This window comes from Allobosea thiooxidans (assembly GCF_900168195.1).
GTDB lineage: Bacteria > Pseudomonadota > Alphaproteobacteria > Rhizobiales > Beijerinckiaceae > Allobosea > Allobosea thiooxidans.
The window spans coordinates 1-23,691 of record NZ_FUYX01000001.1 but is presented as its reverse complement, the minus strand read 5'-3'; the positions used below and the strand labels follow the sequence as shown (position 1 = coordinate 23,691).

General features: G+C 67.8%; 24 protein-coding genes. 10 read left to right on the top strand and 14 right to left on the bottom strand.

The window, feature by feature from the left end; all coding sequences use genetic code 11:
• Positions 1 to 104: 104 nt before the first annotated feature.
• Entirely contained in the window at positions 105 to 1,136 is a 1,032-nt protein-coding gene (locus B5Y19_RS00115) for a hypothetical protein (protein WP_055727982.1), read from the bottom strand.
• On the bottom strand, positions 1,111 to 2,484 hold the full coding sequence (locus B5Y19_RS00110; RefSeq protein ID WP_055727981.1) for an MBOAT family O-acyltransferase: 1,374 nt from the start codon (positions 2,482 to 2,484) through the stop codon (positions 1,111 to 1,113). The genes B5Y19_RS00115 and B5Y19_RS00110 overlap by 26 nt, the downstream gene beginning before the upstream one ends.
• A 170-nt stretch (positions 2,485 to 2,654) precedes the next feature.
• On the opposite strand from B5Y19_RS00110, the gene B5Y19_RS00105 reads away from it, so the two are divergent.
• Genes B5Y19_RS00105 through B5Y19_RS00090 form a run of 4 tightly spaced genes read left to right on the top strand, consistent with a single transcriptional unit; the run spans position 2,655 to position 6,335 of the window.
• Positions 2,655 to 3,317 (top strand): CerR family C-terminal domain-containing protein, encoded by a 663-nt coding sequence (locus B5Y19_RS00105; protein ID WP_055728026.1) that lies wholly within the window; start codon positions 2,655 to 2,657, stop codon positions 3,315 to 3,317.
• On the top strand, positions 3,314 to 4,273 hold the full coding sequence (locus B5Y19_RS00100; protein WP_055727980.1) for an HlyD family secretion protein: 960 nt from the start codon (positions 3,314 to 3,316) through the stop codon (positions 4,271 to 4,273). Before B5Y19_RS00105 ends, B5Y19_RS00100 begins: the two co-directional genes overlap by 4 nt.
• 29 nt (positions 4,274 to 4,302) lie before the next feature.
• Entirely contained in the window at positions 4,303 to 5,196 is an 894-nt protein-coding gene (locus tag B5Y19_RS00095) for an ABC transporter ATP-binding protein (RefSeq protein WP_079591070.1), read from the top strand.
• The gene (locus B5Y19_RS00090) at positions 5,193 to 6,335 is read left to right on the top strand and encodes an ABC transporter permease (RefSeq protein ID WP_055727979.1); all 1,143 of its coding nucleotides are present in this window, start codon (positions 5,193 to 5,195) and stop codon (positions 6,333 to 6,335) included. Before B5Y19_RS00095 ends, B5Y19_RS00090 begins: the two co-directional genes overlap by 4 nt.
• A gap of 249 nt (positions 6,336 to 6,584) precedes the next feature.
• On the opposite strand, the gene B5Y19_RS00085 is transcribed toward B5Y19_RS00090, so the two are convergent.
• The 6 genes from B5Y19_RS00085 to B5Y19_RS00060 form a co-directional block, all read right to left on the bottom strand.
• Complete coding sequence (locus tag B5Y19_RS00085) at positions 6,585 to 8,114, bottom strand: acyl-CoA carboxylase subunit beta (RefSeq protein ID WP_055727978.1); 1,530 nt, start codon at positions 8,112 to 8,114, stop codon at positions 6,585 to 6,587.
• 98 nt (positions 8,115 to 8,212) lie between these two features.
• Positions 8,213 to 8,599, bottom strand: coding sequence for a DUF1801 domain-containing protein (locus B5Y19_RS00080; protein WP_055727977.1), 387 nt, complete (start codon positions 8,597 to 8,599; stop codon positions 8,213 to 8,215).
• A 5-nt stretch (positions 8,600 to 8,604) separates the two neighbouring features.
• Positions 8,605 to 9,393, bottom strand: coding sequence for an ATP12 family chaperone protein (locus B5Y19_RS00075; protein WP_055728024.1), 789 nt, complete (start codon positions 9,391 to 9,393; stop codon positions 8,605 to 8,607).
• 44 nt (positions 9,394 to 9,437) lie between these two features.
• On the bottom strand, positions 9,438 to 10,898 hold the full coding sequence (locus B5Y19_RS00070; RefSeq protein ID WP_176168526.1) for a methyl-accepting chemotaxis protein: 1,461 nt from the start codon (positions 10,896 to 10,898) through the stop codon (positions 9,438 to 9,440).
• On the bottom strand, positions 10,895 to 11,209 hold the full coding sequence (locus B5Y19_RS00065) for a hypothetical protein (RefSeq protein ID WP_055727975.1): 315 nt from the start codon (positions 11,207 to 11,209) through the stop codon (positions 10,895 to 10,897). Before B5Y19_RS00065 ends, B5Y19_RS00070 begins: the two co-directional genes overlap by 4 nt.
• A gap of 116 nt (positions 11,210 to 11,325) precedes the next feature.
• Positions 11,326 to 12,324 (bottom strand): P1 family peptidase, encoded by a 999-nt coding sequence (locus B5Y19_RS00060; RefSeq protein ID WP_055727974.1) that lies wholly within the window; start codon positions 12,322 to 12,324, stop codon positions 11,326 to 11,328.
• Positions 12,325 to 12,498: 174 nt separating this feature from the next.
• On the opposite strand from B5Y19_RS00060, the gene B5Y19_RS00055 reads away from it, so the two are divergent.
• Positions 12,499 to 13,122, top strand: a complete 624-nt coding sequence (locus B5Y19_RS00055; protein ID WP_055727973.1) for a Spy/CpxP family protein refolding chaperone — start codon at positions 12,499 to 12,501, stop codon at positions 13,120 to 13,122.
• A 76-nt stretch (positions 13,123 to 13,198) separates the two neighbouring features.
• Here the strand turns inward: B5Y19_RS00055 and B5Y19_RS00050 are convergent, their stop codons facing one another.
• Entirely contained in the window at positions 13,199 to 13,441 is a 243-nt protein-coding gene (locus tag B5Y19_RS00050; protein WP_055728023.1) for a hypothetical protein, read from the bottom strand.
• Positions 13,442 to 13,642: 201 nt separating this feature from the next.
• On the opposite strand from B5Y19_RS00050, the gene B5Y19_RS25945 reads away from it, so the two are divergent.
• The 3 genes from B5Y19_RS25945 (at position 13,643) to B5Y19_RS26680 (ending at position 15,122) form a co-directional block, all read left to right on the top strand.
• Positions 13,643 to 13,795 (top strand): hypothetical protein, encoded by a 153-nt coding sequence (locus B5Y19_RS25945; protein WP_156367042.1) that lies wholly within the window; start codon positions 13,643 to 13,645, stop codon positions 13,793 to 13,795.
• A 242-nt stretch (positions 13,796 to 14,037) separates the two neighbouring features.
• Complete coding sequence (locus B5Y19_RS00045; protein WP_079590929.1) at positions 14,038 to 14,349, top strand: hypothetical protein; 312 nt, start codon at positions 14,038 to 14,040, stop codon at positions 14,347 to 14,349.
• Between the two features lie 137 nt (positions 14,350 to 14,486).
• Positions 14,487 to 15,122 (top strand): OsmC family protein, encoded by a 636-nt coding sequence (locus B5Y19_RS26680; RefSeq protein ID WP_079590928.1) that lies wholly within the window; start codon positions 14,487 to 14,489, stop codon positions 15,120 to 15,122.
• On the opposite strand, the gene rpsD is transcribed toward B5Y19_RS26680, so the two are convergent.
• The 3 genes from rpsD to murI all read right to left on the bottom strand — a co-directional run bounded on the left by rpsD (position 15,110) and on the right by murI (position 17,185).
• Positions 15,110 to 15,727 carry a 30S ribosomal protein S4 gene (gene rpsD, locus B5Y19_RS00035; protein WP_055727971.1) on the bottom strand — a complete coding sequence of 206 codons (618 nt, stop codon included), beginning with the start codon at positions 15,725 to 15,727 and terminating at the stop codon, positions 15,110 to 15,112. The two genes, B5Y19_RS26680 and rpsD, sit on opposite strands and share 13 nt — an antisense overlap.
• Before the next feature lie 295 nt (positions 15,728 to 16,022).
• Positions 16,023 to 16,262 carry a hypothetical protein gene (locus B5Y19_RS00030; RefSeq protein ID WP_079590927.1) on the bottom strand — a complete coding sequence of 80 codons (240 nt, stop codon included), beginning with the start codon at positions 16,260 to 16,262 and terminating at the stop codon, positions 16,023 to 16,025.
• Between the two features lie 62 nt (positions 16,263 to 16,324).
• A complete protein-coding gene (gene murI / locus B5Y19_RS00025) occupies positions 16,325 to 17,185 on the bottom strand; it encodes a glutamate racemase (RefSeq protein WP_055727969.1) in 861 nt (286 codons plus the stop codon).
• 135 nt (positions 17,186 to 17,320) lie between these two features.
• Here murI and B5Y19_RS00020 point away from each other — a divergent pair, with 135 nt between their 5' ends.
• Positions 17,321 to 18,247 (top strand): bifunctional helix-turn-helix transcriptional regulator/GNAT family N-acetyltransferase, encoded by a 927-nt coding sequence (locus B5Y19_RS00020; protein ID WP_055727968.1) that lies wholly within the window; start codon positions 17,321 to 17,323, stop codon positions 18,245 to 18,247.
• A 21-nt stretch (positions 18,248 to 18,268) separates the two neighbouring features.
• Here B5Y19_RS00020 and B5Y19_RS00015 read toward each other — a convergent pair whose 3' ends face one another.
• Positions 18,269 to 19,600 carry a flavin monoamine oxidase family protein gene (locus B5Y19_RS00015; protein WP_055727967.1) on the bottom strand — a complete coding sequence of 444 codons (1,332 nt, stop codon included), beginning with the start codon at positions 19,598 to 19,600 and terminating at the stop codon, positions 18,269 to 18,271.
• Between the two features lie 306 nt (positions 19,601 to 19,906).
• Here B5Y19_RS00015 and B5Y19_RS00010 point away from each other — a divergent pair, with 306 nt between their 5' ends.
• The gene (locus tag B5Y19_RS00010; RefSeq protein WP_079590926.1) at positions 19,907 to 22,192 is read left to right on the top strand and encodes a TonB-dependent hemoglobin/transferrin/lactoferrin family receptor; all 2,286 of its coding nucleotides are present in this window, start codon (positions 19,907 to 19,909) and stop codon (positions 22,190 to 22,192) included.
• A gap of 382 nt (positions 22,193 to 22,574) precedes the next feature.
• Here the strand turns inward: B5Y19_RS00010 and B5Y19_RS00005 are convergent, their stop codons facing one another.
• Positions 22,575 to 23,627 carry an IS110 family RNA-guided transposase gene (locus B5Y19_RS00005; protein ID WP_079590925.1) on the bottom strand — a complete coding sequence of 351 codons (1,053 nt, stop codon included), beginning with the start codon at positions 23,625 to 23,627 and terminating at the stop codon, positions 22,575 to 22,577.
• Between the last annotated feature and the right edge of the window lie 64 nt (positions 23,628 to 23,691).

Below are 23,691 nucleotides of genomic sequence, written 5' to 3'. Positions count from 1 at the left end.
GCGATCCGTTTCAAGCGGAACAATCGCTTCCGACAGGCCTTCAACCGCTTCCTGCAAGATTCGTCCCAGCGGGGCAAAAAGCGGCCATTTTCGCTGATTTTCGGTCAGTCCACGGCCTGAATCGCCCGCGCGATGTCGGCTTCGATCAGCCGTGCGATCGGTTGGCGATAGTGACTATGGTCGAAGAAGAGCTTCGGATCGTGCAGTTCGGGCCGGTCCACGCGCCAATCGACCAGTGCCGTGCGCGGCCGGCGGGCGGCCAGATCGCCGAAGGCCTTGCGGCAGGCCGCATCGGCGGCGGCGTCCGCTGTGCCGGGCTTCGGCAGGGCCGTGGCATAGACCGGTGGGCGCACGAGAATCAGCTTGGTCTGCGCCGGCGCGGAGGCGATCAGCGCCTCTAGGCCGGTCGCTGCCGGGAACGGGCCGTCGATGTTGCCGCCGCCGGTCTCAAGCGGCTTGTCGAGCCGGCCGCGCAGCTCGGGAACGGCGTCATAACCCTGGACGCTGTAGCCCGATTCGTAGTCCCAGTAGCCGTCGGGCCGGGCGCGGTCGGCCTTGCCGGATGCGAGGTAGCCGATGCGGCGCGGCAGCTCCTCGATCAGGTCGAAGCGCAGGAGCCCGCCGAGATATTCGGGCAGGCTGCGGCTCATGAGCCAGAACGGGAAGGGCTTCTCGTTGGGCAGGGCGGGGTTGGCGGTGCACCAGTAATTGTCGATGCCGATCACCATCGCCTTCGGCGGTGTCTGGCGGTGATGGCGCAGGAACCAGTCGATCGTCGCGAAGGTCTCCTTCGGCATGGTCGCCGGCGCGATCAGCGAGACGAAGGGAATGCCTGTCTGGCGGCGTAATTCCTCCGGCGAGATCAGCTGGATATGGGAATTGCCGAAGATCGCGCCGGTGAAGGCCGGGTCGCGGCCGCGGCTCGCCAAAGCGGTGCGCGGCCCTTGCGGGCGCACGCCCTCCTTCAGCTGCAGCGGGGAACGCCCTGAATCGTAGGGATCGAGCAGGAAGGCGAAAGCCAGGAAGCTGGCGACGGCCACCGCCGCCGCCGTCAGGAAGGTCGCGGTGAAGCCCGTCCACCTCGCCGCCTGAGCGGGCTTGCCGGCCGGCTCAGAACTGGAAGTAGATGAACTCATAATTGGCGTCTTCGCCGATCTTCAGCAGGATGATGACGAACAGCAGGCCCAGCACGACGGCGAGCCAGCGGGCCGGCGGCAGCTTGTGGACGAGGTTCCAGGCGGTCGGCCCGATGATGGCGAAGGCTGCGGCCGGCAGCAGCGCCCGCCATTTGAAACCCGTGCCGACCGGGGCGAGGCCGAAGAGGCCCTTGTAGATGGTGAGCGCCGCCTCGAAGTTCGCGGCGCGGAACAACACCCAGCAGAACATCACGAACAGGAAGGTCAGCAACCAGCCGAGCGCGGCCGGCATCGGCAGCCCGGCGCGGCGCCAGAACAGCGCGACGATCAGCGCGAGGCCATGCGCCACGCCCCAGGCGACGAAGGTCAGGCCGGCGCCATGCCAGAGGCCGCCCAGCGCCATGGTGGCGAACAGCGCCCAGACCTGGGTGGGCAGGCCGCTGCGCGAACCGCCGAGGGGGATGTAGAGATAGTCGCGCAGGAAGCGCGACAGCGTCATGTGCCAGCGCCGCCAGAAATCCTGGATCGAGAACGAGCGATAGGGCGCATCGAAGTTTTGCGGCAGGACGACGCCGAAGAGCAAAGCCAGACCCAGCGCCATATCAGTGTAGCCGGAGAAGTCGAAATAGATCTGGAAGGTGAAGGCGAGCGTCGCCTGCCAGGCTTCCGCCATGCTGACGACCTTGCCGGCCGCGGCGGCGGCGAAGACGGGGTTGGCGTATTCCGCGAGCGGATCGCCGATCAGGACTTTCTTGGCGAGGCCGAAGGTCAGCAGCATCAGGCCGCGTGCGATCCGCTCGGCCGCGTCGGAGCGCTGATAGGGCCGTTCGTCGAGCTGGTGCATGATCTCGCGCCAGCGCACGAGCGGGCCGGCGAGCACCTGCGGGAAGAAGGCGATGTAGAGCGCGTAGCGGACGAGATCGTAGCGCGGCGCCTGTCCGCGCCTGAGATCCGTCAGGTACATGATGTGGTGGAAGGTGAAGAAGGAGATGCCGAGCGGCAGCGCGATATCGAATTTCGGCGCCGGCAATCCCGGAATCATTCCAGCGAGATCGGCGAAGAAGTTGAAGTACTTGAACACCGCCAGAACGGCGAGGTTCAGCACGATCGCCAGCGTGATCAGCCCGCTCGCCTTGGTCCTCTGGAAGCCTTCCGCGATCAGCCAGTTCAGCCCGATCGAGAGCGCGAGCAGCGGCAGGAAGCGCCAGTCCCAGTAGCCGTAGAAGGCGAAGGACAGCGCCACCAGCACCGGCAGGCGCCAGCTCGGAGCGAAACGCTCCGCCAGCCAGTGCAGCGCGAGCGCCAGCGGCAGGAAGGCGAGCAGGAATGCGAAGGAGTTGAAGAGCATCGGGCGGGGAAGGGAACAGGGGTCGGCAGCCCTTAGACCATTCTCCCGCGTGAGTCATGTCACGGCGTCCCCGCGAGTCGCGGAAATCCGTCCGCCGCCGGGCAGCCGGCTGCCTCATAAATTCAATCAATCGATTGATTGAATTCTGGATCGGGCGTATCATCGAAGGCATGAAAGCCAATTCCGAGAAGGACGCGGGAACGCGCGAGGCCCTGATCCGCGCCGGGCTCGATCTGTTCGGCCGCCACGGTTACGAAGCGAGCTCGATCCGCGACATCGCCAGGGCGGCCGGGGTCAACAGCGCCGGTATCGCCTATCATTTCGGCGGCAAGGACGGGCTGCGCCAGGCCTGTGCGGAGACCATCGTCGCGACGATGCAGAGGCAGGTGCTGGGGCCGGAGCCGCTGCCGCCGCTACCGCCCGACCTCGACCCGGACGCGGCGCTGGAGGCCATCCTCGCCGCCGTCGGCCGGGTAACGGCCTTCGCCGCGCGCGCGCCCGAGAGCGAAACGATCGCCCGCTTCGTCGTGCGCGAAATGATGGAGCCGACACCGGCTTTCGAGTTGCTCTACGAGGGCCTGGTCGGGCCGGTCCATGGCCGGCTCTGCGCCCTGTGGGCGGCGGCGGCAGGCACGGAAGCGGAGGCGCCCGCGACCAGGCTCTCGGTCTTCGCGATGATCGGGCAGGTCCTCTATTTCCGGCTCGCGCGCCCGGCGGTGATGCGGCGCATGGGCTGGCAGGCGATCGGCGTGGAGGAGGGGGAGGCCATCGCGGGCATCATCCGCGCCGCCGTGGCCGCCTCCGTCCTCGCCGCGCGGGGAGACACGCCATGATCCTCGGTTTCCTCTGCTCGTTCGGGCTGATCGCGGCGAGCTTTTCCGCCTGCGGGGCGGATGCGCTGCGGATCGCCGGCTATGTCGAAGGCGAATATGTGCGGCTCGGCCCGATCGACACCGCGCGGATCGAGCATATCGAGGTGCGCCGCGATGACCGGGTCGAGGCCGGCAAGGTCGTCGCCGTCCTCGAAAAGGCCGATGCCGAGAACGCCGTCGCCGAAAGCGAGGCGCGGCTGGTGCAGGCGCAGGCGCAGCTCGACAATCTGCGCATCGGCAAGCGCCCGGAAGAGATCGCGGTGATCGAGGCAAGCCTGGCCTCCGGCAGAGCGCAGGAGCGCGAGAGCGAACGGGCGCTGGAGCGCCGTCAGGATCTTTTCCGGCGCGGGGTCTCGTCCCAGGCCGATCTCGACCAGGCGCTGACCGCACGGGACGTCGCCAGCGCGCGCGTGCGGGAGTTCGTCGCCAATCTGGCGGTCGCGCGGCTGGCGGCCCGCCCGGAGGAGATCAAGGCGAGCGAGAACGCGGTCGAGCAGGCAAAGGCGGCGCTGGCGCAGGCTCGCTGGCGGCTGTCGCAGCGCGAACTCGTCGTGCCCTCGGACGGCCGGATCAGCGACGTGCTGCGCCGCGTCGGCGAACTTGCCGGGCCGAGCGCGCCGGTGCTCCTGATGCTGCCGGACGGCGCGGCCAAACTGATGCTCTATGTGCCGGAGGTGTGGATCTCCAGCGTGAAGCCCGGGATGCAGCTGCAGGTCCGCTGCGACGGCTGCGCTCCGGGGCTGAGCGCAACCGTGACCTATGTCTCGCCGCAGCCCGAGTTCACGCCGCCCGTGATCTATTCGGCGCAGACGCGCCAGAAGCTGGTCTATCTCGTCGAGGCACGGCCGGATGGCGGGGCGCTGTCCCCGCTTCAGCCGGGGCAGATCGTCGACGCGATGCTGCGGAGGCCGCGGTGAGCACGAGCCTTGCCATCGACGTGCGCGGCATGACCAAGCGCTTCGGCAAGCGCACGGTGGTCGACGATGTCGATCTCGCGGTGGCGACGGGCGAGATCGTCGGCTTCCTCGGCCCGAACGGCTCGGGCAAGACGACGACGATCCGGATGATCTGCGGGCTGCTCAAGCCCGATGCCGGGGAGGGCACGGTGCTCGGCCTCGATGTCCGCACGCAGAGCGCCGCGATCAAGCGCCAGGTCGGCTACATGACGCAGCGCTTCTCCTTCTACGAAGACCTGACCATCGCCGAGAACCTGATCTTCGTCGCCCGGCTCTATGGACTCAAGCCCGCGGAGCAGGCGGTGGCGAAGACGCTGGAAGGGCTCGGGCTTGCCTCGCGCCAGGACCAGCTCGCCGGCACGCTTTCCGGCGGCTGGAAGCAGCGTCTGGCTCTGGCCGCCTGCATCATGCACCAGCCGAAGCTCCTGCTGCTCGACGAGCCGACCGCCGGCGTCGACCCGAAGGCGCGGCGCGAATTCTGGGACGAGATCCATCGCCTCGCCGGCGACGGCATGACGGTCCTCGTCTCGACCCATTACATGGACGAGGCCGAGCGCTGCCACCGCATCGGCTACATCGCCTATGGCCGGATGCTGGCGACCGGGACGGTGGAGGAGGTGGTGCATGGCTCGGGCCTCGTCACCTTCGTCGTCCATGGCGCCGTGAAACCCGCGCAAATGAGGGTGCTGGCGGCCGCCGACGGCGTCGAGCAGGTCGCCCCATTCGGGGCGACGCTGCATGTCGTCGGCACCGACCGGGCGAAGCTCGAGGCGGCGCTCGAACCGCTTTCGCGCGAGACCGGCCTCCGCGTCGAACCGGGCGAGACAAGCCTCGAGGACGTCTTCATCAAGTTCATGAGTGGTGCGCAGGAGCGGGCGGCATGACCGGCCTGTTCTCGTCCCGCCGGCTCGGCGCGATGCTGGCCAAGGAGTTCGTGCAGATGCGGCGCGACCGCATCACCTTCGCCATGATGTTGGCGGTTCCGGTCATCCAGCTCCTGCTCTTCGGCTATGCCATCAACAACGACCCGCGCGGCCTGCCGGCGGCGATCCTGGCCCTCGGACAGGATCGCTACACCCGGGCGGTGGTCTCGGCGCTGGAGGTCTCGAACTATTATCGCTTCGGCCAGCGGCCGCAGAGCGCCGCCGAGGCCGAGAGCCTGATGGCGAAGGGCGAGATCTCCTTCCTCATCACCATTCCCAGCGATTTCGGCACCCGCGTCGAGCGGGCCGACCGGCCGCGCATCCTGGTCGAGGCCGATGCCACCGATCCGGCGGCGGCGAGCGGCGCGGTCTCGGCGCTCGGCACCATCGCCGGCCGCGCCCTGGTCCGGGCGCAGGGGCGCGAGCCGGTGACCGACCCGGCCGGAGGCGAAGGCGACAGCCTCTCCTTCGTCGTCCACCGCCGCTACAATCCGGAGAACATCACCCAGTACAACATCGTGCCGGGGCTGCTCGGCGTCATCCTGCAGATGACCATGGTGATGATGACGTCGATGGCGCTGACCCGCGAGATCGAGCGCGGCACCATGGAGAACCTGCTCGCGATGCCGGCGACGGCCGGCGAGATCATGCTCGGCAAGGTGCTGCCCTATCTCGCGGTCGGGGCTGTGCAGGTGGTGATCGTGCTGGGCGCGGCCAAGCTGCTCTTCGCGGTGCCGTTTCTCGGCGGGCTCGGCCTGCTGCTCTCCTGCGTGCTGGTCTTCGTGCTGGCGCTGGTGCTGCTCGGCTACACCATCTCGACGATGGCACGCACGCAGCTCCAGGCGATGCAGCTGACCTTCTTCTTCTTCCTGCCCTCGCTGATGCTGTCCGGCTTCATGTTCCCCTTCGCCGGCATGCCGGGCTGGGCGCAGGCGCTGGGCGAGCTGTTCCCGCTGACGCATTTCCTGCGCATCATCCGCGCGATCATGCTGAAAGGCGCCGATCTCGGGGATATCGGCGACGAGGTGGTCTATCTCAGCCTGTTCGTGCCGGTCTTCGCGGGCGTCGCGCTGATGCGGTTCAGGAGCACGCTGGATTGAGGTGCAGCTGATTGCTGCCGATCCCTTCGCCGCCGCCAGTTTCCGTCATTGCAAGGAGCAGCGCGACGAAGCAATCCAGGGGTCCGGGCGAGCGTTCAGCCAAGTCCCCCTGGATTGCTTCGCTACGCTCGCAATGACGGCGACAATGCTGGATCGACAGGCTCCGGAGGCGCCAGCCTTTGCCAAAGCCGGAGCCTCATCCTGCATGAGATGCTCGGGTCGAGCCCGAACATGACGCGCCCTGGGGCCTCAGAGCGGAATGTTGTCGTGCTTGCGCCAGGGCCGCTCGACGCTCTTGGTGCGCAGCATCGCGAGCGCCCGCGCGATGCGGCGGCGAGTCGAGTGCGGCATGATCACCTCGTCGATATAGCCGCGCTCGGCCGCGACGAAGGGGGACATGAAGCGGTCCTCGTATTCCTTGGTCTGGCGCGCGATGGTCTCGGCGTCGCCACCGCGGAAGATGATCTCGACCGCGCCCTTGGCGCCCATCACCGCGATCTGCGCCGTCGGCCAGGCATAGTTGACGTCGGCGCCGATATGCTTGGAGGCCATCACGTCATAGGCGCCGCCGAAGGCCTTGCGCGTGATGATCGTGACCAGCGGCACGGTGCATTCCGAATAGGCGAAGAGCAGCTTGGCGCCGTGCTTGATCAGGCCGCCATATTCCTGTGCCGTGCCCGGCAGGAAGCCGGGAACGTCGACGAAGGTGACGATCGGGATCTCGAAGGCGTCGCAATAGCGCACGAAGCGCGCCGCCTTGCGCGAGGCGTCGGAGTCGAGCACGCCGGCCAGCACCATCGGCTGGTTGGCGACGATGCCGACGGTGCGGCCCTCGATCCGCGCGAAGCCGGTGACGATGTTCCGGGCGTAGGCTTCCTGGATCTCGAAGAAGTCGCCCTCGTCGACCGTCTTCAGGATCAGCTCCTTGATGTCGTAGGGCTTGTTCGGGTTGTCCGGGACGAGCGTGTCGAGGCTGGTATCGACCCGGTCGGGCACGTCGAATGACGGCCATTCCGGCACGCCGACCGTGTTGTTGGCCGGCAGGAAATCGAGCAGCCGGCGCACCTGCAGCAGCGCTTCGACGTCGTTCTCGAAGGAGCCGTCGGCGACCGAGGACTTGCTCGTATGGACCTTGGCGCCGCCGAGCTCCTCGGAGGTCACGGTCTCGTTGGTGACGGTCTTCACCACCTCCGGGCCGGTGACGAACATGTAGGAGGTGTCGCGGACCATGAAGATGAAGTCGGTCATCGCCGGGGAGTAGACGTCGCCACCGGCGCAGGGGCCCATGATCACCGAGATCTGGGGAATGACGCCCGAAGCCTGCACATTCCGCTTGAAGACCTCGCCATAGCCGCCGAGCGCCGCGACGCCCTCCTGGATGCGGGCGCCGCCGGCATCGAACAGGCCGACGATCGGCGCGCGCATCTTCAGCGCCATGTCCTGGATCTTGATGATCTTCTGGGCGTGGGTCTCGGAGAGCGAGCCGCCGAAGACGGTGAAGTCCTTGGAGAAGACGAAGACGGTGCGGCCGTTGACCGTGCCCCAGCCGGTGACGACGCCGTCGCCGGGGATCTTCTCGGCCTTGTCCATGCCGAAATCGACGGCGCGATGCTGCACGAACATATCGAACTCCTCGAAGGAGTCCTTGTCGAGCAGCAGTTCGATGCGTTCGCGGGCCGTCAGCTTGCCGCGCTTGTGCTGCGCCTCGATGCGTCGCTCGCCGCCGCCCTTGCGGGCGCCTTCGCGGCGGGATTCGAGCTGTTCGAGGATGTCCTTCATGGCGGCAGGCTCCCGGCCGGAAATCGCGTCTCGAAAGCCGGCTTAAGCGGCGCGCCGGGCGAAGTCCATTACGACGTTTGCGGAAGTGCGGAACCGCATCATGCCGATCGTTCGGCCGGGTTGCCCAGTTCGGCGTTCAGCCGGACCGCCTCCCTGACCAGCGCCGCCACCAGATCGGCGTCGACGGAGTCGCCTTCGCGGAGCTCCCAGGTCGCCAGCTCGAACTTGCCGCCGGGCTTCAGCCGCGGCGCGATCTCGCGCAGGCGCTTGCCGCGCCAGAAGCCGAACAGCACCCGCTTCGCCTCGGCGCGGATCAGCAGCACCGGCCCGTTCGAGAAATAGATCAGATGGGTCCATTTGATGCGCTCGTCGAGCGGGGCGGCCGCCAGGACATCCTTGCGTAGCCGCTCGACGAGCATGCGCTGCCAGCCGGCGAGCGCCGCGACATAGCCATCGGGAGATGCCTGCGCCGCGCCCATCGCCATCGGAGCTATCCTTTCATCAGAAGCAGTACGGCGGCATCGTATTCGAGGCGGCGGGCGGCGCGCCGTTCGGCCGCCTCCTCATCCTGCCCCCAGACCGAGATCTGGTAATCCTCGTCGAGATGGGCGGCCTCCCAAGCCGCTTCCGCATCGATCCGCCCATTCGCCAGGGCGAGCATGAGGATGGCCGAGCCCGTCAGTGTCATGACGTTGTGTGCGCCCGCGAGCGCGAGGGGAGCGGGGATGGCGGCGACCTGCCTGGCGACCGCGGCGAGGGTCTCGGCCGACTGTTCCGCGAAGACGATGCCCTCGGCCAGCACGAAGCGGGCGCCGATCAGCGCCTCGACGGCGGTCAGGATCGGCTGCCAGGTCTCGTCCTGGCGCGCGACGAGCGCCTCGGGCTCGCCGGCGCGGTAGCAGAGCGCATCCGAGCCGGCATAGCGGACGATCTCGGCACGCACGGCCTCCTGCTGGTCCTCGACGCCGTCGAGTGCGGAGTTGACCAGGCGGGTGAGCGGCATGCGGGCGGGATCGATGCGTTCGAGCTGCCGGTCCCATTCGGCGGCGAGCGCCTCCGCAACGGTGCGCGAGCCGATCGCCAGCGGCTTGCGCGCCGGGGTGCGGGCCGTCCTGCCGTCGAGCGCGACATGGAACAGCCCGTTCTGCTCGAGCACGCCGGCCTGCTTGTAGAAGCGGGCGGGCAGGGCGTTGCGCATCGCCTGCTGGGCGGCGGCGACCGGGTCGGGCTGGCGCTCGCCGGGCGAGCCGAAGCGGGCGAGGAAATCATCGGTGGACATGGCCTCGCCATAGCGCATTCGCGCCTGGCAAGGAACCGGCGGGTTCAGGCCGCCCTGATGCGGTCGAGGAACTGGGCGACCTCGGCGTCGAGATGGGTCGACTGGCGCGAGAGCCGGTCGGCGGATTCCGCGATGTGGCTGGCGACCTCGTCGGTCTCGGTCGCGACGCGGCTGACGATGTCGATATGGCTCGCCGCCGCGATGGTCTCGTCGGCGGCCTGGCGGATGTTCTCGGCGATGCCGGCGGTCGCGGCGTTCTGCTGCTCGATCACCACCGCGACCATGCCGGAGATATGGTTGAGCGAGCCGATGGTCGCGTTCATTGCGTCGAGCGCGGCGGTCGCTTCGGCGCCGGAGCTGTGGATCGCCTCGATCTGGCCCTGGATCTCCTCGGTGGCGCGCCAGGTCTGGTTGGCGAGCGCCTTGATCTCCTGGGCGACGATGGTGAAGCCGCCGCCCGAGCGGCCGAGGCGGGCGGCCTCGATCGAGGCGTTCAGCGCCAGCAGGTTGGTATGCTTGGCGATCGAGGAGATCACGCCGGCGATGTTGCCGATCGCGTCGGCCTTGCGCGAGAGCTCGCCGACCGTCTCCAGCACGGCGCCGGCCTGGCGCGTGGTCTCGCCGACGATGCGGCTGGTCTCCGCGACCTGCCGGTCGACCTCCGCGAAGGATTGCGCCAGCTCGGAGGTCACCTGCGTCACCGCGACGACATTGGACGATGTCTGCCGCGAGGATTGCGAGGCGGCGCTCGAACGCTGCGAGACCTCGACCGCACCGCTCTTCATCTGCTGCGAGGCCACTCGCAGCGACTGGATGGATTCGACGACGTCGCGGGCGATGCCGGCGACCGCCCGCTCGAAATCATGGGCGACGCCGTGCAGCACCCTTTGCTTTTCGGTCGCGGCCCTGGCCGTGGTTTCCGCAACGTCGCGCCTCGCCTCGTCCGCGACCTGCCGTGCGGAATCGGCCTGCTCGCGCTCGTTCTCCGAAATCTCGAGGGAACGGCGCAAGGATGTGACCAGCCAGCTCAACGCCGCCGCCTGGACCATCACGATGGCGCCGTGCAGTAGGACGCGGCCGCCGTCGTTGCCGTTCGGAAACACGCCGGCCGGCTGGGCCAGGCTGAGGATGAAATGGTGGCAGACGATCGCGACGGTGGTGGGAATGAAGATCCGCCAGTCGAGCCAGCCGGCCAGCACGGCCAGCATGGCGAAGAAGTACATGTGCATGTCGGATTGGTAGGGGTGGCCGGCGAAACCGTAGACCAGCAGCATGACCTGGCCCATCGTCGCGATGCTGGTCACCTGCCGCGTCGGCCAATCCGTGCCGCAGATGCGCCAGACCAGCAGGCTGAGCGCGGCCAGCCCGGCGCCGGCCACGATGAGGTTCGTCCGGTCCAGCAGCGGATCGGCGAGGGGCGCGAGGGCTAGCAGGCCGACATTGATCCAGAGGACGAGGAGCAGGAGGCGGGCAAAACCTTGGCGAAACCGCTCCACGTCGCTCATCGGCTGCTCCATCTGGCATTGCTCGAACAGAGTTGCGCGACGGCCGCGTCGATCACGAGCCAGGCGCCGGCGCGGTAGAGCGCGGTGGAAAAGCCGCCCTTCTCGCCGAGCGTGATCACCACCGGGGATTCGCTGTCGAGCTGGAGGAGGCGGCCGCCGGCTTCGGCCACGGCGATCGAGATGTCCCGCGAGGAACTGCCGGCCGGGAAGTAGGCGGCGACGGGCCGGCCTTGCACCGGCCAGGCCGCAACCAGGAGGGCCCCGACCGCCGTCGCGAAGGCACAGGCGAGGCCAAAGCCGATCTCACGCATCCTGCACCCCCCGGCCGATCGGCCTGCAGGCTGAAACCTATCGCTGAGGTTGCGGGGAGTCGGGTTGCGTTTCGGTAAATGTGTTGCCGCCGTTGCGTCGGAGTTTGTGCGGCGGTTCAGCCGCCGAAGCGGTCGCGCCAGGCCGGCTTGCCGCCGGGAAAGGGCAGGGCCGTCGCGGCATGGACGCCGCGCGCGACCGCGCGGGCCAGGACGTCGGCGGCCGTCGCGCAGAGCTCGGTGAGCGCGAAGGCGTCGGACGGGGCGCCGCTATGGCCTGTGGCGGCGGCGAAAACGACGTCGCCGTCGAGCGGGGCGTGGGCCGGGCGCAGGGCGCGGGCGAGCCCGTCATGGGCGGCAAGGGCGAGGCGCCTGGCCTGGGCCTTGGTCAGGGCCGCGTCGGTCGCAACGAGGGCGATGGTGGTATTCTGGCCGGTGCCGCCCTTGAAGCGCAGCGCCGTGTCGGCCGGCCCGATCGTGGCGGGCCAGCCGCGGCCGCCGAACTCGCCGTCGCGCTCGAAGGGCGCAGCCCAGAAATGCGGGCCATCGCCGATCGTCGCCGTGCCGACCGCATTGACCGCAACGAGGGCGCCGACGATCTGGCCGGTCGCGGCGCGGGCGCTGGCGGAGCCCAGACCGCCCTTCAGATTCGCCGTCGTCGCGCCATAGCCGGCACCGGCCGTGCCAAGGCTGAAGCTGCTGGCGGCGGCCGCCGCCGCCCTGGCGCCCAGCTCGCGATAGGGCGTTTCGCCCTCGCCGCGCGCCCAGGGCTTCTCGCCGCCATTGGCGAGATCGAACAGGATCGCCTGCGGCACGATCGGCACGCGGAAATTGCCGATCGAGAAGCCGCGCCCCTGGCCGGCGAGCGAGCTCATCACTCCTTCCGCCGCCCCGAGCCCCCAGATCGAACCGCCCGAGAGCACGATGGCGTCGATATGCTCGACCGTCATCTCCGGCTGGAGCAGGGCGGTGTCGCGCGTGCCCGGCGCGCCGCCGAGCACGGCCGCCGAGGCGATGGTCGGGCGCTCGAAGACGGCGACGGTGACACCTGTCGCGGCCACTGGATCTTCCGCCTGGCCGACGAGAAGGCCGCGGACATCGGTGATGAGGTTCTGCATGATCGGCCCGATGGCGAACAGAATCGCGCCTTGCGCGTTGTCGCCACATTACGATCTTTTCATGCACTGGCCATTGCCGGGTCAGAGGCGGACGGCCAGGCTGCAGCCATCGCCCCATCGGCTTCGAGACCCGCTGAGCGAACTTGCCACCGGACTGCCCCAAGGAGCACGCCCATGAAACCCCTCGCCCTCATCGCTGCCTCTTCGATCGCGATGCTCGCCGGTAGCTTCGCCCTGGCCCAACCGCAGCCGGTTCCGCCCGCCGGGGGCGAGCAGAGGCAGGAGCGCAGCGAGAGCCGCGAGCAGCGCCGCGAGGACATGCGCGAGCGTCGAGCGGAGCGGGCCAAGGCGCGGCTCGAGGAGCGCCTGTCGAAGGTGCGTGCCGATCTCAAGCTCAAGCCGGAGCAGGCGCCGCTGTTCGACAGGGTCGAGAGCCTGATCAAGCAGCGCGCCGCGCAGCGCGGCGACCGTTGGGCGGAGATGCGGGAGCAGCGCGAGAAGCTGCGCCACGCCGATCTGATGGAGCGCCTGGACGCCACCGCCAACCGGCAGGGCGAACGCGCTGCGCGTGCGAAGGAACTCGCCGACGCCGTGCGCCCGCTCTGGAGCACGCTGAGCGACGAGCAGAAGACGGTGCTGCGCCGTTCCGTTCGCGAGGCGATGGCGGAAGGGCGCGAGCGCATGCGCGAGATGCGGGCCTGGCGTGGCGGCTGGGACCATGACGGCGACGACGACCGCCGTGGGCGCCGCTGGCGCGACCGGGATGATCGCTATGATCGGGGCGATCGGGACGACTGACCGCGCCCGTTTCCGCGCCGAAGACAGATCAGCCGCGCCCGGCCCCCGGACGCGGCTTTCCATTGGCCGGCTCGTGTCAGCCGCCGACGGCGTCCGTCACGCATTTCTTGGTGAAGCTCGCCTTGGCCGCGCCGGCGAGCTTCCTGTCCGCCGCCTGCTTGTCGCAGGCCGCCGTGGCGTCCTTCTCGCATTTCGTCAGGAAGCTGGTCTTGGCAGCGCCGGCGAGCTTCTTGTCCGAGGCTTGAAGATTGCAGCTCTGCGCCTGGGCCGCGCCGGCGGCGCAGCAGAGGGCCAATGCGATCAGCCAGGTCCGGTTCATGCGAATCACCTCCATGTGGAAGCGCGACGCTAGGGCATTCCACTGTCTGGAGAAACGGGAGGCATGGTATCGCCTTGCTTTCGCCGAACTTGCTAACGTGCGGATCTCAAACGGGTTTCCGATGTTCACCATATCCGTTCAGTTTGGATTCACGGCTCGCTGTTTACGGTTTGTCAGGAACTGCGATGCGAGAGGTCGGCCATGAAGCAGACATGGTTAGCATGGGCGATGCGGGCCTTTATCGGCTCCGTCTTTGTCATCTGCCTGTTCGGCCCCTATGCGCTGTCGATCCTGATCGGCTGCGTCGGCCTGGGCTGCTACTACTTCCGCAACGAGGTCGGCTCGCATCTGTGAAGCGTCACGGCTGCGCCGTGCGCATCGACCACGCTTCTCTGCGCTTGCCGCGATGTGCCATGGGTCGGTCATCGTTCGGCTGACGGACCTTGCGGCAGATGCTATATGATGCCTTGAATCTCAAGCTGATGCTTGGAGATTTGCCGCGTCGACTTTCGCGATGCTGCCCTGAACTGATCACCCCATAGAATTCGTTGTGCCTACGCCTTGGATTGCTTGACTTGTAGGCGGGGGATGCGTCGATGCGGCGTGCTGCAGTGCTGGCCTGTGTTTGTGCCCTGTATGCGGCCCATGAGGCGACGGCGGGGCCGCAGCCGGTGACCCGGCAGGCGCGCGCCTGTCTCGCCTGGGACAAGGAAATCCACCGCATGCTCGGCTGGAGCGAGCTCTACGATCTGCACAGCGCGGGTCTGCGCGACGGCATCCGTGCGGAAACGGACAGGCTACGGGACAAATGCGTCCGCGACATCAGCATGGCCTCGCTCAATCGCTATGTCATGCTCATGAAGATGCTCTACGACGACGAGGCGGACGAGTTCGAGAGCTTCGATTGAAGGGGCGGCGGCCGGCTTCCACGGCTCGGGCTCGCGATGCGGGCCTTTGCGTGAGGGCAGGATCCGGCCTTGCCGCTTCCATCCCCGATAGCTCCGTGGAACCTTGGGGCTATCTCTTCCAACGCGAGAGGTATCGCATGGCTTCCGTTGCCGTCGAGCTGAGGAATGTCGCGGGTACCCAGGCCGCGATCGGCTGGGCCGGCGGGCACACGATCGTCGTGGACCGTCCGGAGGGGAAAGCCGGGGGGATGGGGCTCGGCTTCAACGGCGCGCAATTGCTGGCGCTCGCGATCGGCGGCTGCTTCTGCAACGACCTGAGATATGTCGCTCAGGAGATGGGGGTGGGGCTGGGCGCCATCGAGGTGTCGGTCGTGCTGACCCTTGCGGGCGAACCATTGCTGGCGATGGCTGCGGCGATGTCGGTGAAGTGCGAGACGCTCGACGGCTCCGATGCCCGGCTCGTGATCGCGCGGGCCAGGCAGAGCTGCATGGTCAGCAATTCGCTGCGCCAAGGGGTGCCGGTGACCATCGAAGCGGCCGGGTCAGGCCGGTCATCGGCGCGATGGGATGAAGGCGGCGGACTGAGCGGGAGCGGCGGAAGCCATTGGGGGAGAGCAAGCAGGGCCGGAGCGAAGGCGCGACGGGCTGATCCCAGAGATGTCTGCGAGAACGGCCCGGAAAAACAAAAAAGGGGACGGCGAAGTCTCGCCATCCCCCAAATCGTTGAACCTGAACGGGTATCGCTCCCGTTCCAGGCCACTCAGCGCGAGTAGAACTCGATGACCAGGTTCGGCTCCATCTGCACCGCGTAGGGCACGTCCGACAGGGTCGGGGTGCGGGTGTAGGTGGCCGTGGACTTGGAGTGGTCGGCGTCGATGTAGTCCGGCACGTCACGCTCGGCGAGGGTGGCCGACTCGATGACGATGGCGAGCTGGCGGGAGCTCTCCTTGACCGCGATCACGTCGCCCGGCTTGACCTGGTAGGAAGCGATGTTGACGCGCTTGCCGTTCACCGTGATGTGGCCGTGGTTGACGAACTGGCGGGCCGCGAAGACGGTCGGCACGAACTTGGCGCGGTAGATCACCGCGTCGAGACGGCGCTCGAGCAGGCCGATCAGGTTCTCGCCCGAGTCGCCCTTGAGGCGGATCGCCTCGGCGTAGTAGCGGCGGAACTGCTTCTCGGAGATCGAGCCGTAATAGCCCTTCAGCTTCTGCTTGGCGCGGAGCTGCGTGCCGAAGTCGGACGGCTTGCCCTTGCGGCGCTGGCCGTGCTGGCCGGGGCCGTACTCACGGCGGTTGACCGGGGACTTCGGGCGGCCCCAGATGTTCTGACCGAGACGGCGGTCAATCTTGTACTTCGCCTCGTGGCGCTTCGACATGTCGCGTGTCCTCTCAGGTTCGCGAGTTGAGGACCGCGCCCTCCTGCTCCCTGGCAGCCTGCCGCGCATCCTGCGGATGCACCTTTGGCGAGCTACCATTTTCCTTGCATCGGTTTTGCCCGAAAAGCGGAAGCCACTGTTCGGACCGATGCACCGGGGCGACAGATCCGGCTTCCGAAGGAAAGCGGATCACGGGTGCGGAAAAAGCCACGCGGCCCCGTAGGGAGCCGCGCGACGGATGGCGATATGGCGTAAAGCCGGCTTCGAGTCAATTCCGCGGGGGCGGAAAACGATCTCAGTCCCAGTAGCCGTAGGGCCGATAGCCATAATAATAGTGGCGCGGGCGGTGCTTGTACCAGCCATAGTGGTTGCCTCGATACCAGCCATAGTGCCGCTTCGGGCCATGACGGTAGAAGCCGTGATGTCCGTGCCCCTTGTGCCAGCCATGGGGCTTCGCCTGGGCTTCGGAGCCGCCCCCGATTCCGACAAGCGCGAAGCCGACGGCCAGCGCTGACAGCAGCAACCATTTTCTCATGCGTGTTCGTTCCTCGCGATGTGCGCCATCGCAAGAAACGCGCAGGGCGTGCCGGGGTTCCGTCAGTTCGCCAGCGGCATCGGCTCGATGGCGACCTGCGCCAGGCCGTGGCCGGCGAGCGCGATCCGCAGCGGCCCGCTCAGGCTGGTGCCGGACGTGAAGACGGCGGTGGCATCGGGGCAGGAGGCGTCGCCCATGGGGCCGAGCAGGGCGGCGACGCGGCGCGCGATCGCGGGGGCCGGGTCGATCCATTCCACGGGCCAGGGGGCGAGCCGCTTCATCCGCTCCAGCAGCAGCGGATAATGGGTGCAGGAGAGCGTCACCACGTCGGTGCGGCGCCCGCCGGCCTCGACGAAGCAGGGCGCGATCTCGGCGAAGAGGGCGCCATCGTCGACCGCCTCGCCCTTCAGCGCCTGCTCGGCGAGGCCGGCCAGGCGGGTCGCGCCGACCAGGTTCACGTCGCATGCGCCGGCATAGGTCTCGATCAGCTCGCGGGTATAGACCCGCGCGACCGTGCCGGGCGTGGCGAGGACGGAGATCATCCCGCTCCTCGTCGCGGCCGCCGCCGGCTTGATCGCCGGCACGGTGCCGACGAAGGGGATGGCGAAGCGGGCCCGCAGCGCCGGCAGCACCAGGGTCGAGGCCGTGTTGCAGGCGATGATCGCAAGGTCGGGGTGGAAGCGCGCGATCAGGCGTTCCATCACCGCGAGCACACGGACGACGAGCGCCTCCTCGCTCAGCCGGCCATAGGGGAAGCCGGCATCGTCGGCGGCATAGACGATGTGGGCGCCGGGGCAGGCCTGAGTCGTCCGCGACAGGACGGTCAATCCGCCGAGCCCGGAATCGAAGACGAGGATGGTGGGTTGGGGGCGCGGGATCGCGAGGGGGCGATATCCCGTGCCGGCAAGAAGATCGACCTGCATGTCAGTGCCGCGAGACGTCAAAGCCCGATACCGCCAGAGACCCGTTAAGGGAGCGTCAATGCGGGGTTGCCGGGCCGCTCCAAATTTAGTTGACTCCGTCCATTAAATGGCATCCTCTCGATGCGGAGGTGAGCCATGCATGCCATCGCGCCAGATGCCGTCGCCGCGATTCGTCGCTTCAATCGCTTCCATACCCGCTGGGTCGGGGCGCTCGGCGGCAGCCTCCACGGATCCGGCCTGTCGCTGACGGAGGCGCGCGTGCTCTACGAGCTGGCGCAGGATGATGGCTGGCGCGCGGCCGAGATGGCCAAGGCGCTTGCGCTCGACCCCGCCTATCTCTCGCGCATCCTGCAGCGCTTCGCGACGCGGGGCTGGCTCGGGCGCAGCCGGTCGGCGGCCGACGGGCGGGCCTGGCGCCTGCGTCTCACGGCACAGGGCAGGGCCGTCTTTGCCGCGCTCGACCAGGCCTCCGATGCGGAGGCGCGGTCGATCCTGGCGCGGCTTGCTCCCGTGGAGCAGGCTGCGCTGGTCGGTGCGCTGGATACGGCGCAGCAACTGCTGTCGGGCGAGGCCAAAGCCTCTCCGAAACCGCTCATCCGCGCGCATCGGGCCGGCGATATCGGCTGGGTGGTCGCGGCCCATGGTCGGCTCTATGCGGAAGAATATGGCTGGGACGAGAGCTTCGAGGCACTGGTCGCCGAGATCGCCGCCAAGTTCCTGCGGGATTTCAAGCCGGGGCGCGAGCGCTGCTTCATCGCCGAGCTGGACGGCACGCCGGCGGGCTCGGCCTTCGTCGTCGCGGCGGACGAGGAGACGGCACAGCTCCGGCTCGTGCTGGTCGAGGCGCGCGCGCGGGGGCTGGGGCTCGGCAAGGCGCTGGTGCGCGAGGCGATCGGCTTCGCCCGCGCCGCCGGCTATCGGCGCATGGTGCTCTGGACCAACGACATCCTGCATGCGGCGCGGGCGATCTATATCGCGGAGGGCTTCCGGCTGGTGGGTGAGGAACGGCACCGCTCCTTCGGCCGGGATCTCGTCGGACAGAACTGGGAACTGGTGCTGTAGCCGGCGCCTGGCGCCGTCCGGTCAGGCCTTCAGTCGCGCCAGGGCCGCGGCTGCCGCGCGGCCGGCCAGCGTCGCGCCGCCGACCGTCATCGCGCCTCCGCCGGCCGTGGCCTCGCCGGCGATCAGCAGGCGCCCGCCGATCGGCTGGGCGAGAGCCTCGCGCGCTCGGTCATGCCCGGGGTCGCAGACGGAGTAGGAGCCGCGGGCGCAGGGGTCGGTCCACCAGGCCGGGAAGGCTACGGCCCCGACCTTTCGGCGGAAGTCCGAGCCGACCATCTTCACCAGCAGGTCGACGACATGGGCGCGGGTCTCCTCGGTGCCGGCCTCTGATAGCTTGCGCGCATAGTCGCCGCCGCAATAGCCGATGACGATGTCCTTGCCGTCCGGGAACATGTCGAAATTCATCATGCGTTCCGGCGCGCCCGCCTCGAGGAGGCTCGTCCCCGGCACGATGCCGGCGCGGTCGCCCTCAACCTTGAGTGCGATCTTGGTCAGCGCGCCCATATGGAGGCCGCCCAGCGCGTCACGGGTGGCGGCAGGAAGTTCCGGGGTGAAGCGGATCGTACCGGCCTTGAGGACGCCGACCGGGACGGTGACGATGCAGGCGCCCGCGCGCAATTCGCCGGAGCGGGCGGTGACGGTGACGCCGGCCCCGTCCCAGCGGATGGCGGTGACCGGCTCGCCCAGGCGGATGTCGAGGCCCTGCGCCGCGCGGGCGACCAGATTGCCGTAGCCGGAGGGGATGACGAGGTCCTCACCGGCCCAGAGGCGCTGGTAGTCGCGCGCCGAGATCCGGCTCGATTCCTCGCCGATCGAGAGCAGCAGGCCCGAGGCGGCGACCGGTGCGCTGGCCGGGCCGAGATCGCCGAGCAACTCGGCGATCGACATGTCGCGGGCGCCGAGATCGATCGTCTCCAGCTTGCGGTCGATCTGACGGAAGGCGTCCCGTCGGCGGCGGCGCTCGGCGTCGGCCATGGGGCGGCCATCGGCGAAGACCTGGAAGCCGCTGCCTCCGGGTTCTGCCGCCGTCTCGACGCCGAGGTCGCGGGCGATCTGGGTCCAGGGGTTGCGCTCGGCCCAATGGATGAACATCGCGCCGGCGTCATAGGCCGGGCCGAGGGACGTGTCGGTGAAGGCCCGGCCGCCGATGCGGCTTCGGGCCTCGAGGATGATCGGACGGCGTCCGGCCGCGCGCAGCGCGTGGGCGGCGGCGATCCCGGCCGCCCCGGCGCCGATCACGACGACATCGGTATCAGCCGCGGCGGCCCCGCGGCCGCCGATCGCAAAGGCGGCCAGGGCGCTGCCGGCGGTCAGCAGCGTGCGCCTGCTTGGCCTGGCGGGGTGCGTCGTCATGACCGGACAATGCGCGCGGCATTGGCGGTTGCAATGGTGCGGGCGGCGACAAAGCGGTCGCGGGCGATCACGACCTCGGGAGCACCGCTCGCGGCGAAATCGCTCCCGATCAGAAATCTACATTAGAATAGTTATTCATTAGAGAGAGTCTATTGTTGTTCTTGAGTCTTCATCGGTAATTGACAGTGTATGTTACGATCAGTATCGCTCCGGTCGTCTTGTATGAAAGTATAAGATCTTCTTTTTACTCATTTTAAATTACTGAGGCAGGCTGCTGGGCCGCCCGGTGAGAACGGGACTTGGGCGATGGGGTATCTTTCCGGTCAGCTTCGCGGCGGTGTCGCGCTCGGGAGCCTGGTATTGGTGCTGCTGGCATCTGCCGCGCAGGCGCAGCAGCAGAACCGGGGCGCTTCGGCAGCGCCGTCTCCTGCCGGCGAAGCGCCGGTGGTGCTGGACCAGATCAATGTGCAGGGCGGCGGCGTGCCCGGCGGAGCGCTGCTGAGCGGCCCGACGACGACGCGCACGACCCGTGAGGAACTCGACCGCGAGCAGATCCAGAGCCTGACCGATCTCTCCAACCGGGTCGAGGCGGGCATTACCTTCAACCGCCAGAACAATACCTTGAACATCCGCGGTCTCGACGGCGCGCGCGTGCTGACGACCATCGACGGCATCCGCCAGCCCTTCCTGGTGGACACCCGCGTCAATCGCGGCGGCAGCAACGCCTTCGACTTCGATTCGCTGTCGACCCTCGACCTACTGCGCGGCGGCAGCGGCGCCAGCACGCTCGGCAGTGGCGCGCTCGGCGGCGCGCTGGCGGTCCGCACGCTCGATCCGGAGGATCTGATCAAGAGCGGCCGCTCCTACGGCGCCCTCGCCAAGACCGGCTATGACAGCACGGACCGCGCCTGGTTCGGCAGCGCCGCGGCGGCGGCGCGCCTGAACAACACCTGGTTCCTGCTGCAGGGCGGCTTCCGCGACGGCCACGAGATCGACAGCAAGGGCAACGTCAAGACGATCGGCCCGACCCGCACCGCGCCCAATCCGGCCGATTTCAACCAGTACAACATCCTCGCCAAGGTCCATCACTATGTCGACGAGGTGCACCGCTTCGGCCTGACCGGCGAGCTCTTCAAGCGCTCCGACCGGGTCCAGACCCGCACCAACGCGGTCTCTCTCTCCGGCAATTTCCGCCCGGGCTCCTACGAGACCGGCGAGGATATCGAGCGCAACCGCGTCTCGCTCTCCTATGACTACAAGCTGCCCGGCAGCTTCCTCGACGAGGCGCATGCGACGCTCTACTGGCAGCGCCTGAAGCGCAACGACCTCGTCAGCGCCTGGCGCTACACGAGCATCGTCGGCCCCTATGGCCGCGACAACCAGAACGAGGAGAACGCCTACGGCTTCAATGGCTATGTATTGAAGAACTTCCAGACCGGGGTGTTGTCGCACCGGGTGACGCTCGGCACCGAGCTGCGCATGTCGTCGCTCGAGCAATATTCGGCCGGCATCGACAACTGCCCGCCGAAGCCGGCCTCCGGCCGCTACACCGGCGCCTTCACGACCTGCAACAACCTGCACACCAACCAGGCCGACCAGCCCAAGGTGGATGGCAAGCTGATCGGCCTCTACGCCCACGACGAGATCGGGTTGCTCGACAACCGCCTGCGCATCACGCCTGGCGTGCGCTTCGACTGGTACGAGGAGAAGCCGCAGGCGACCGCCGCCTATACGCTCGGCGGCTCCCAGCCGGTCGGCCTGCCGCCATCCTCCAGCGATTCCGCTTGGTCGCCGCGGCTGCGGCTCGAATACGACATCCTGAAGAACGCTCCCGGCGTGAAGGACCTCACCGTCTTCGCGCAATGGTCCAAGACCTTCCGCGCGCCGACGGCGAATGAGCTCTATGGCCGTTTCGGCGGGCCGGGCACCTATCTGCGTACGGGCGATCCGACCCTGCGGCCCGAGATCGGCAACGGCATCGATGTCGGCCTGCGCTTCGGCGACAGGCAGCTCGGCGGCTCGGTGACCTATTTCCACTCGAATTACCGCAACTTCATCGAGCAGGTGCAGATCGCGCCTCCGGGCGGGCTCTATCCGCAGGGCGGCATCGTCAGCTTCCAGAACATCAACCGTGCCGAGATCCAGGGCATCGAGCTCAACGGTCGGTACGCCTTCGCGCCGAACTGGCTGGTGCGCGGCTCCTTCGCCTATACTCGCGGCGTCAACAAGGACACCGACACCTTCCTGAACTCGATCCCGCCGATGCAGGGCATCGTCGCCGTCGCCTATGGCACGGACCGCTGGGGCGCCGAGGTCTCGGCCAAGCTCGCCGGCAAGCGCGACGACGTCGCCGCGACGACGGGGACCACCCAGGGCTTCCGGGCGCCGGGCTATGCGATCTTCAACGCCACGGCCTGGTGGCGACCGGTGCCGCAGATCGCGGACCTTGAATTGCAGGTCGGCGTCTACAATATCTTCGACAGGAAATACTGGGATGCCGTCAACGTGCCGACCGGCGTGCTGGCCCAGGCCCGCGATTACTACAGCGAGCCCGGCCGCACCGTGAAGGCGACGCTGAAATACCAGTTCTGACCGGGACGTTTCGAGACCCCCCGACCAGACGAGCCGGCCCTTCGGGGCCGGCTCTTTTTTGTGAGCTACCCCGAGCCTTGCCGTCATGGTCATGGTCGGGCTCGTCCCGATCCTCCACGTCTTCCTCTGTCGAAATGTATGGTCCGCTCCGTCATTGCAAGGCGATTTGGAGGGCTGCTGACGATTGACAGTTTGCGTAAATGTATCCGGCCTCTCGCGAGTGGGCTGCTGTTGCAGCCAGGCCATGATGAGATGCGCGCATGCCGTTCCCACTAAGCTGGTTCGGGCGCGGAGCCCGCTTTCGACCGAAGGGCTTACGGCATGCCGATCGACTGTCTCGTCATCATTCTCCCGAGCCTCGCAATCTGCTTCCCGGGCGCTTCTACGGCATGAACGCAGGATCGCGTCGTTCGTAGAGCGCCCCCGGCTTCTGGATGATCACCCACGCAATGCGAGCGATCTTGTTGGCCAAGGCGACAGTCACCTTGTTGATGTGCATGCGCTGCTCCAGCGCATCGAGCCAGGCCCCGAGGGCGTGGCGTGTCCGATCCAGATGCATCAGACAGGATCGTGCGCCGTGGATCAGCAGGCGTCGGACATAGCCGTTGCCGCGCTTGCTGATCCCCAACAGGGTCTGCTTGCCGCCGGTTGAGTGTTCCCGCGGCACGAGTCCGAGCCAGGCTGCGAGGTCGCGCGCCCTCCTGAACTGGACGCCGCGGCCGACGGCCGCCAGGAGCGCGGAGGCGCCGAGGGGGCCGATGCCGGGAACCGTCATCAACCGCCGGGCGACGTCATCGCGCTGAACCAGCGCTTCGATCTCACGTGTGATCTGGGCGATCCGACCTTCGAGGCGCTCCAGGTCTTCGAACAAGCCTGTCACCAATCGGCGTATCGCCGGCGATAGATCATTCTCCTCATCGGCCACGACTCGCGGCAGATCCAGCTTGAAAACACCGGCGCCTTGCCTGATGGCGACACCATATTCGAGACAGAAGCCACGCATCTGGGTGATCAGGCGCGTGCGCTGCATCACCATCTGGTCCCGCACGCGATGCAAAGACTGGACGTCGATCTGCTCGATTGCCTTGACCTCGACGAACCGCATGGATGGGCGCGTCACCGCCTCCGCAATCGCTTCGGCATCCAGCGTGTCCGACTTGTTCGACTTCAGATATGGCTTCACGAATTGCGCAGGCATGATGCGCACGCGATGGCCGAGACCTTGGAGCTTGCGCGCGAGCCACTGCGAGCCAGGGCAGGCCTCCATGCCGACGAGAGCCGGCGCCGCGCGATCGAAGAACGCCAGCAAGGTCTCGCGCCGGAACTTCATCCGCCGCAGGAGCTGACCGCTCTGATCCACGCCGACGACGTGGAAGATGTTCTTGCCGAGATCCACACCGTAGACGGCGGCATCACAAGACTGATGCTGGCTCATGACTCTTCTCCTCCTGGATCGTCACAGCATGACGGTGGGAGACGGAGCGGACCATCCCATTAGC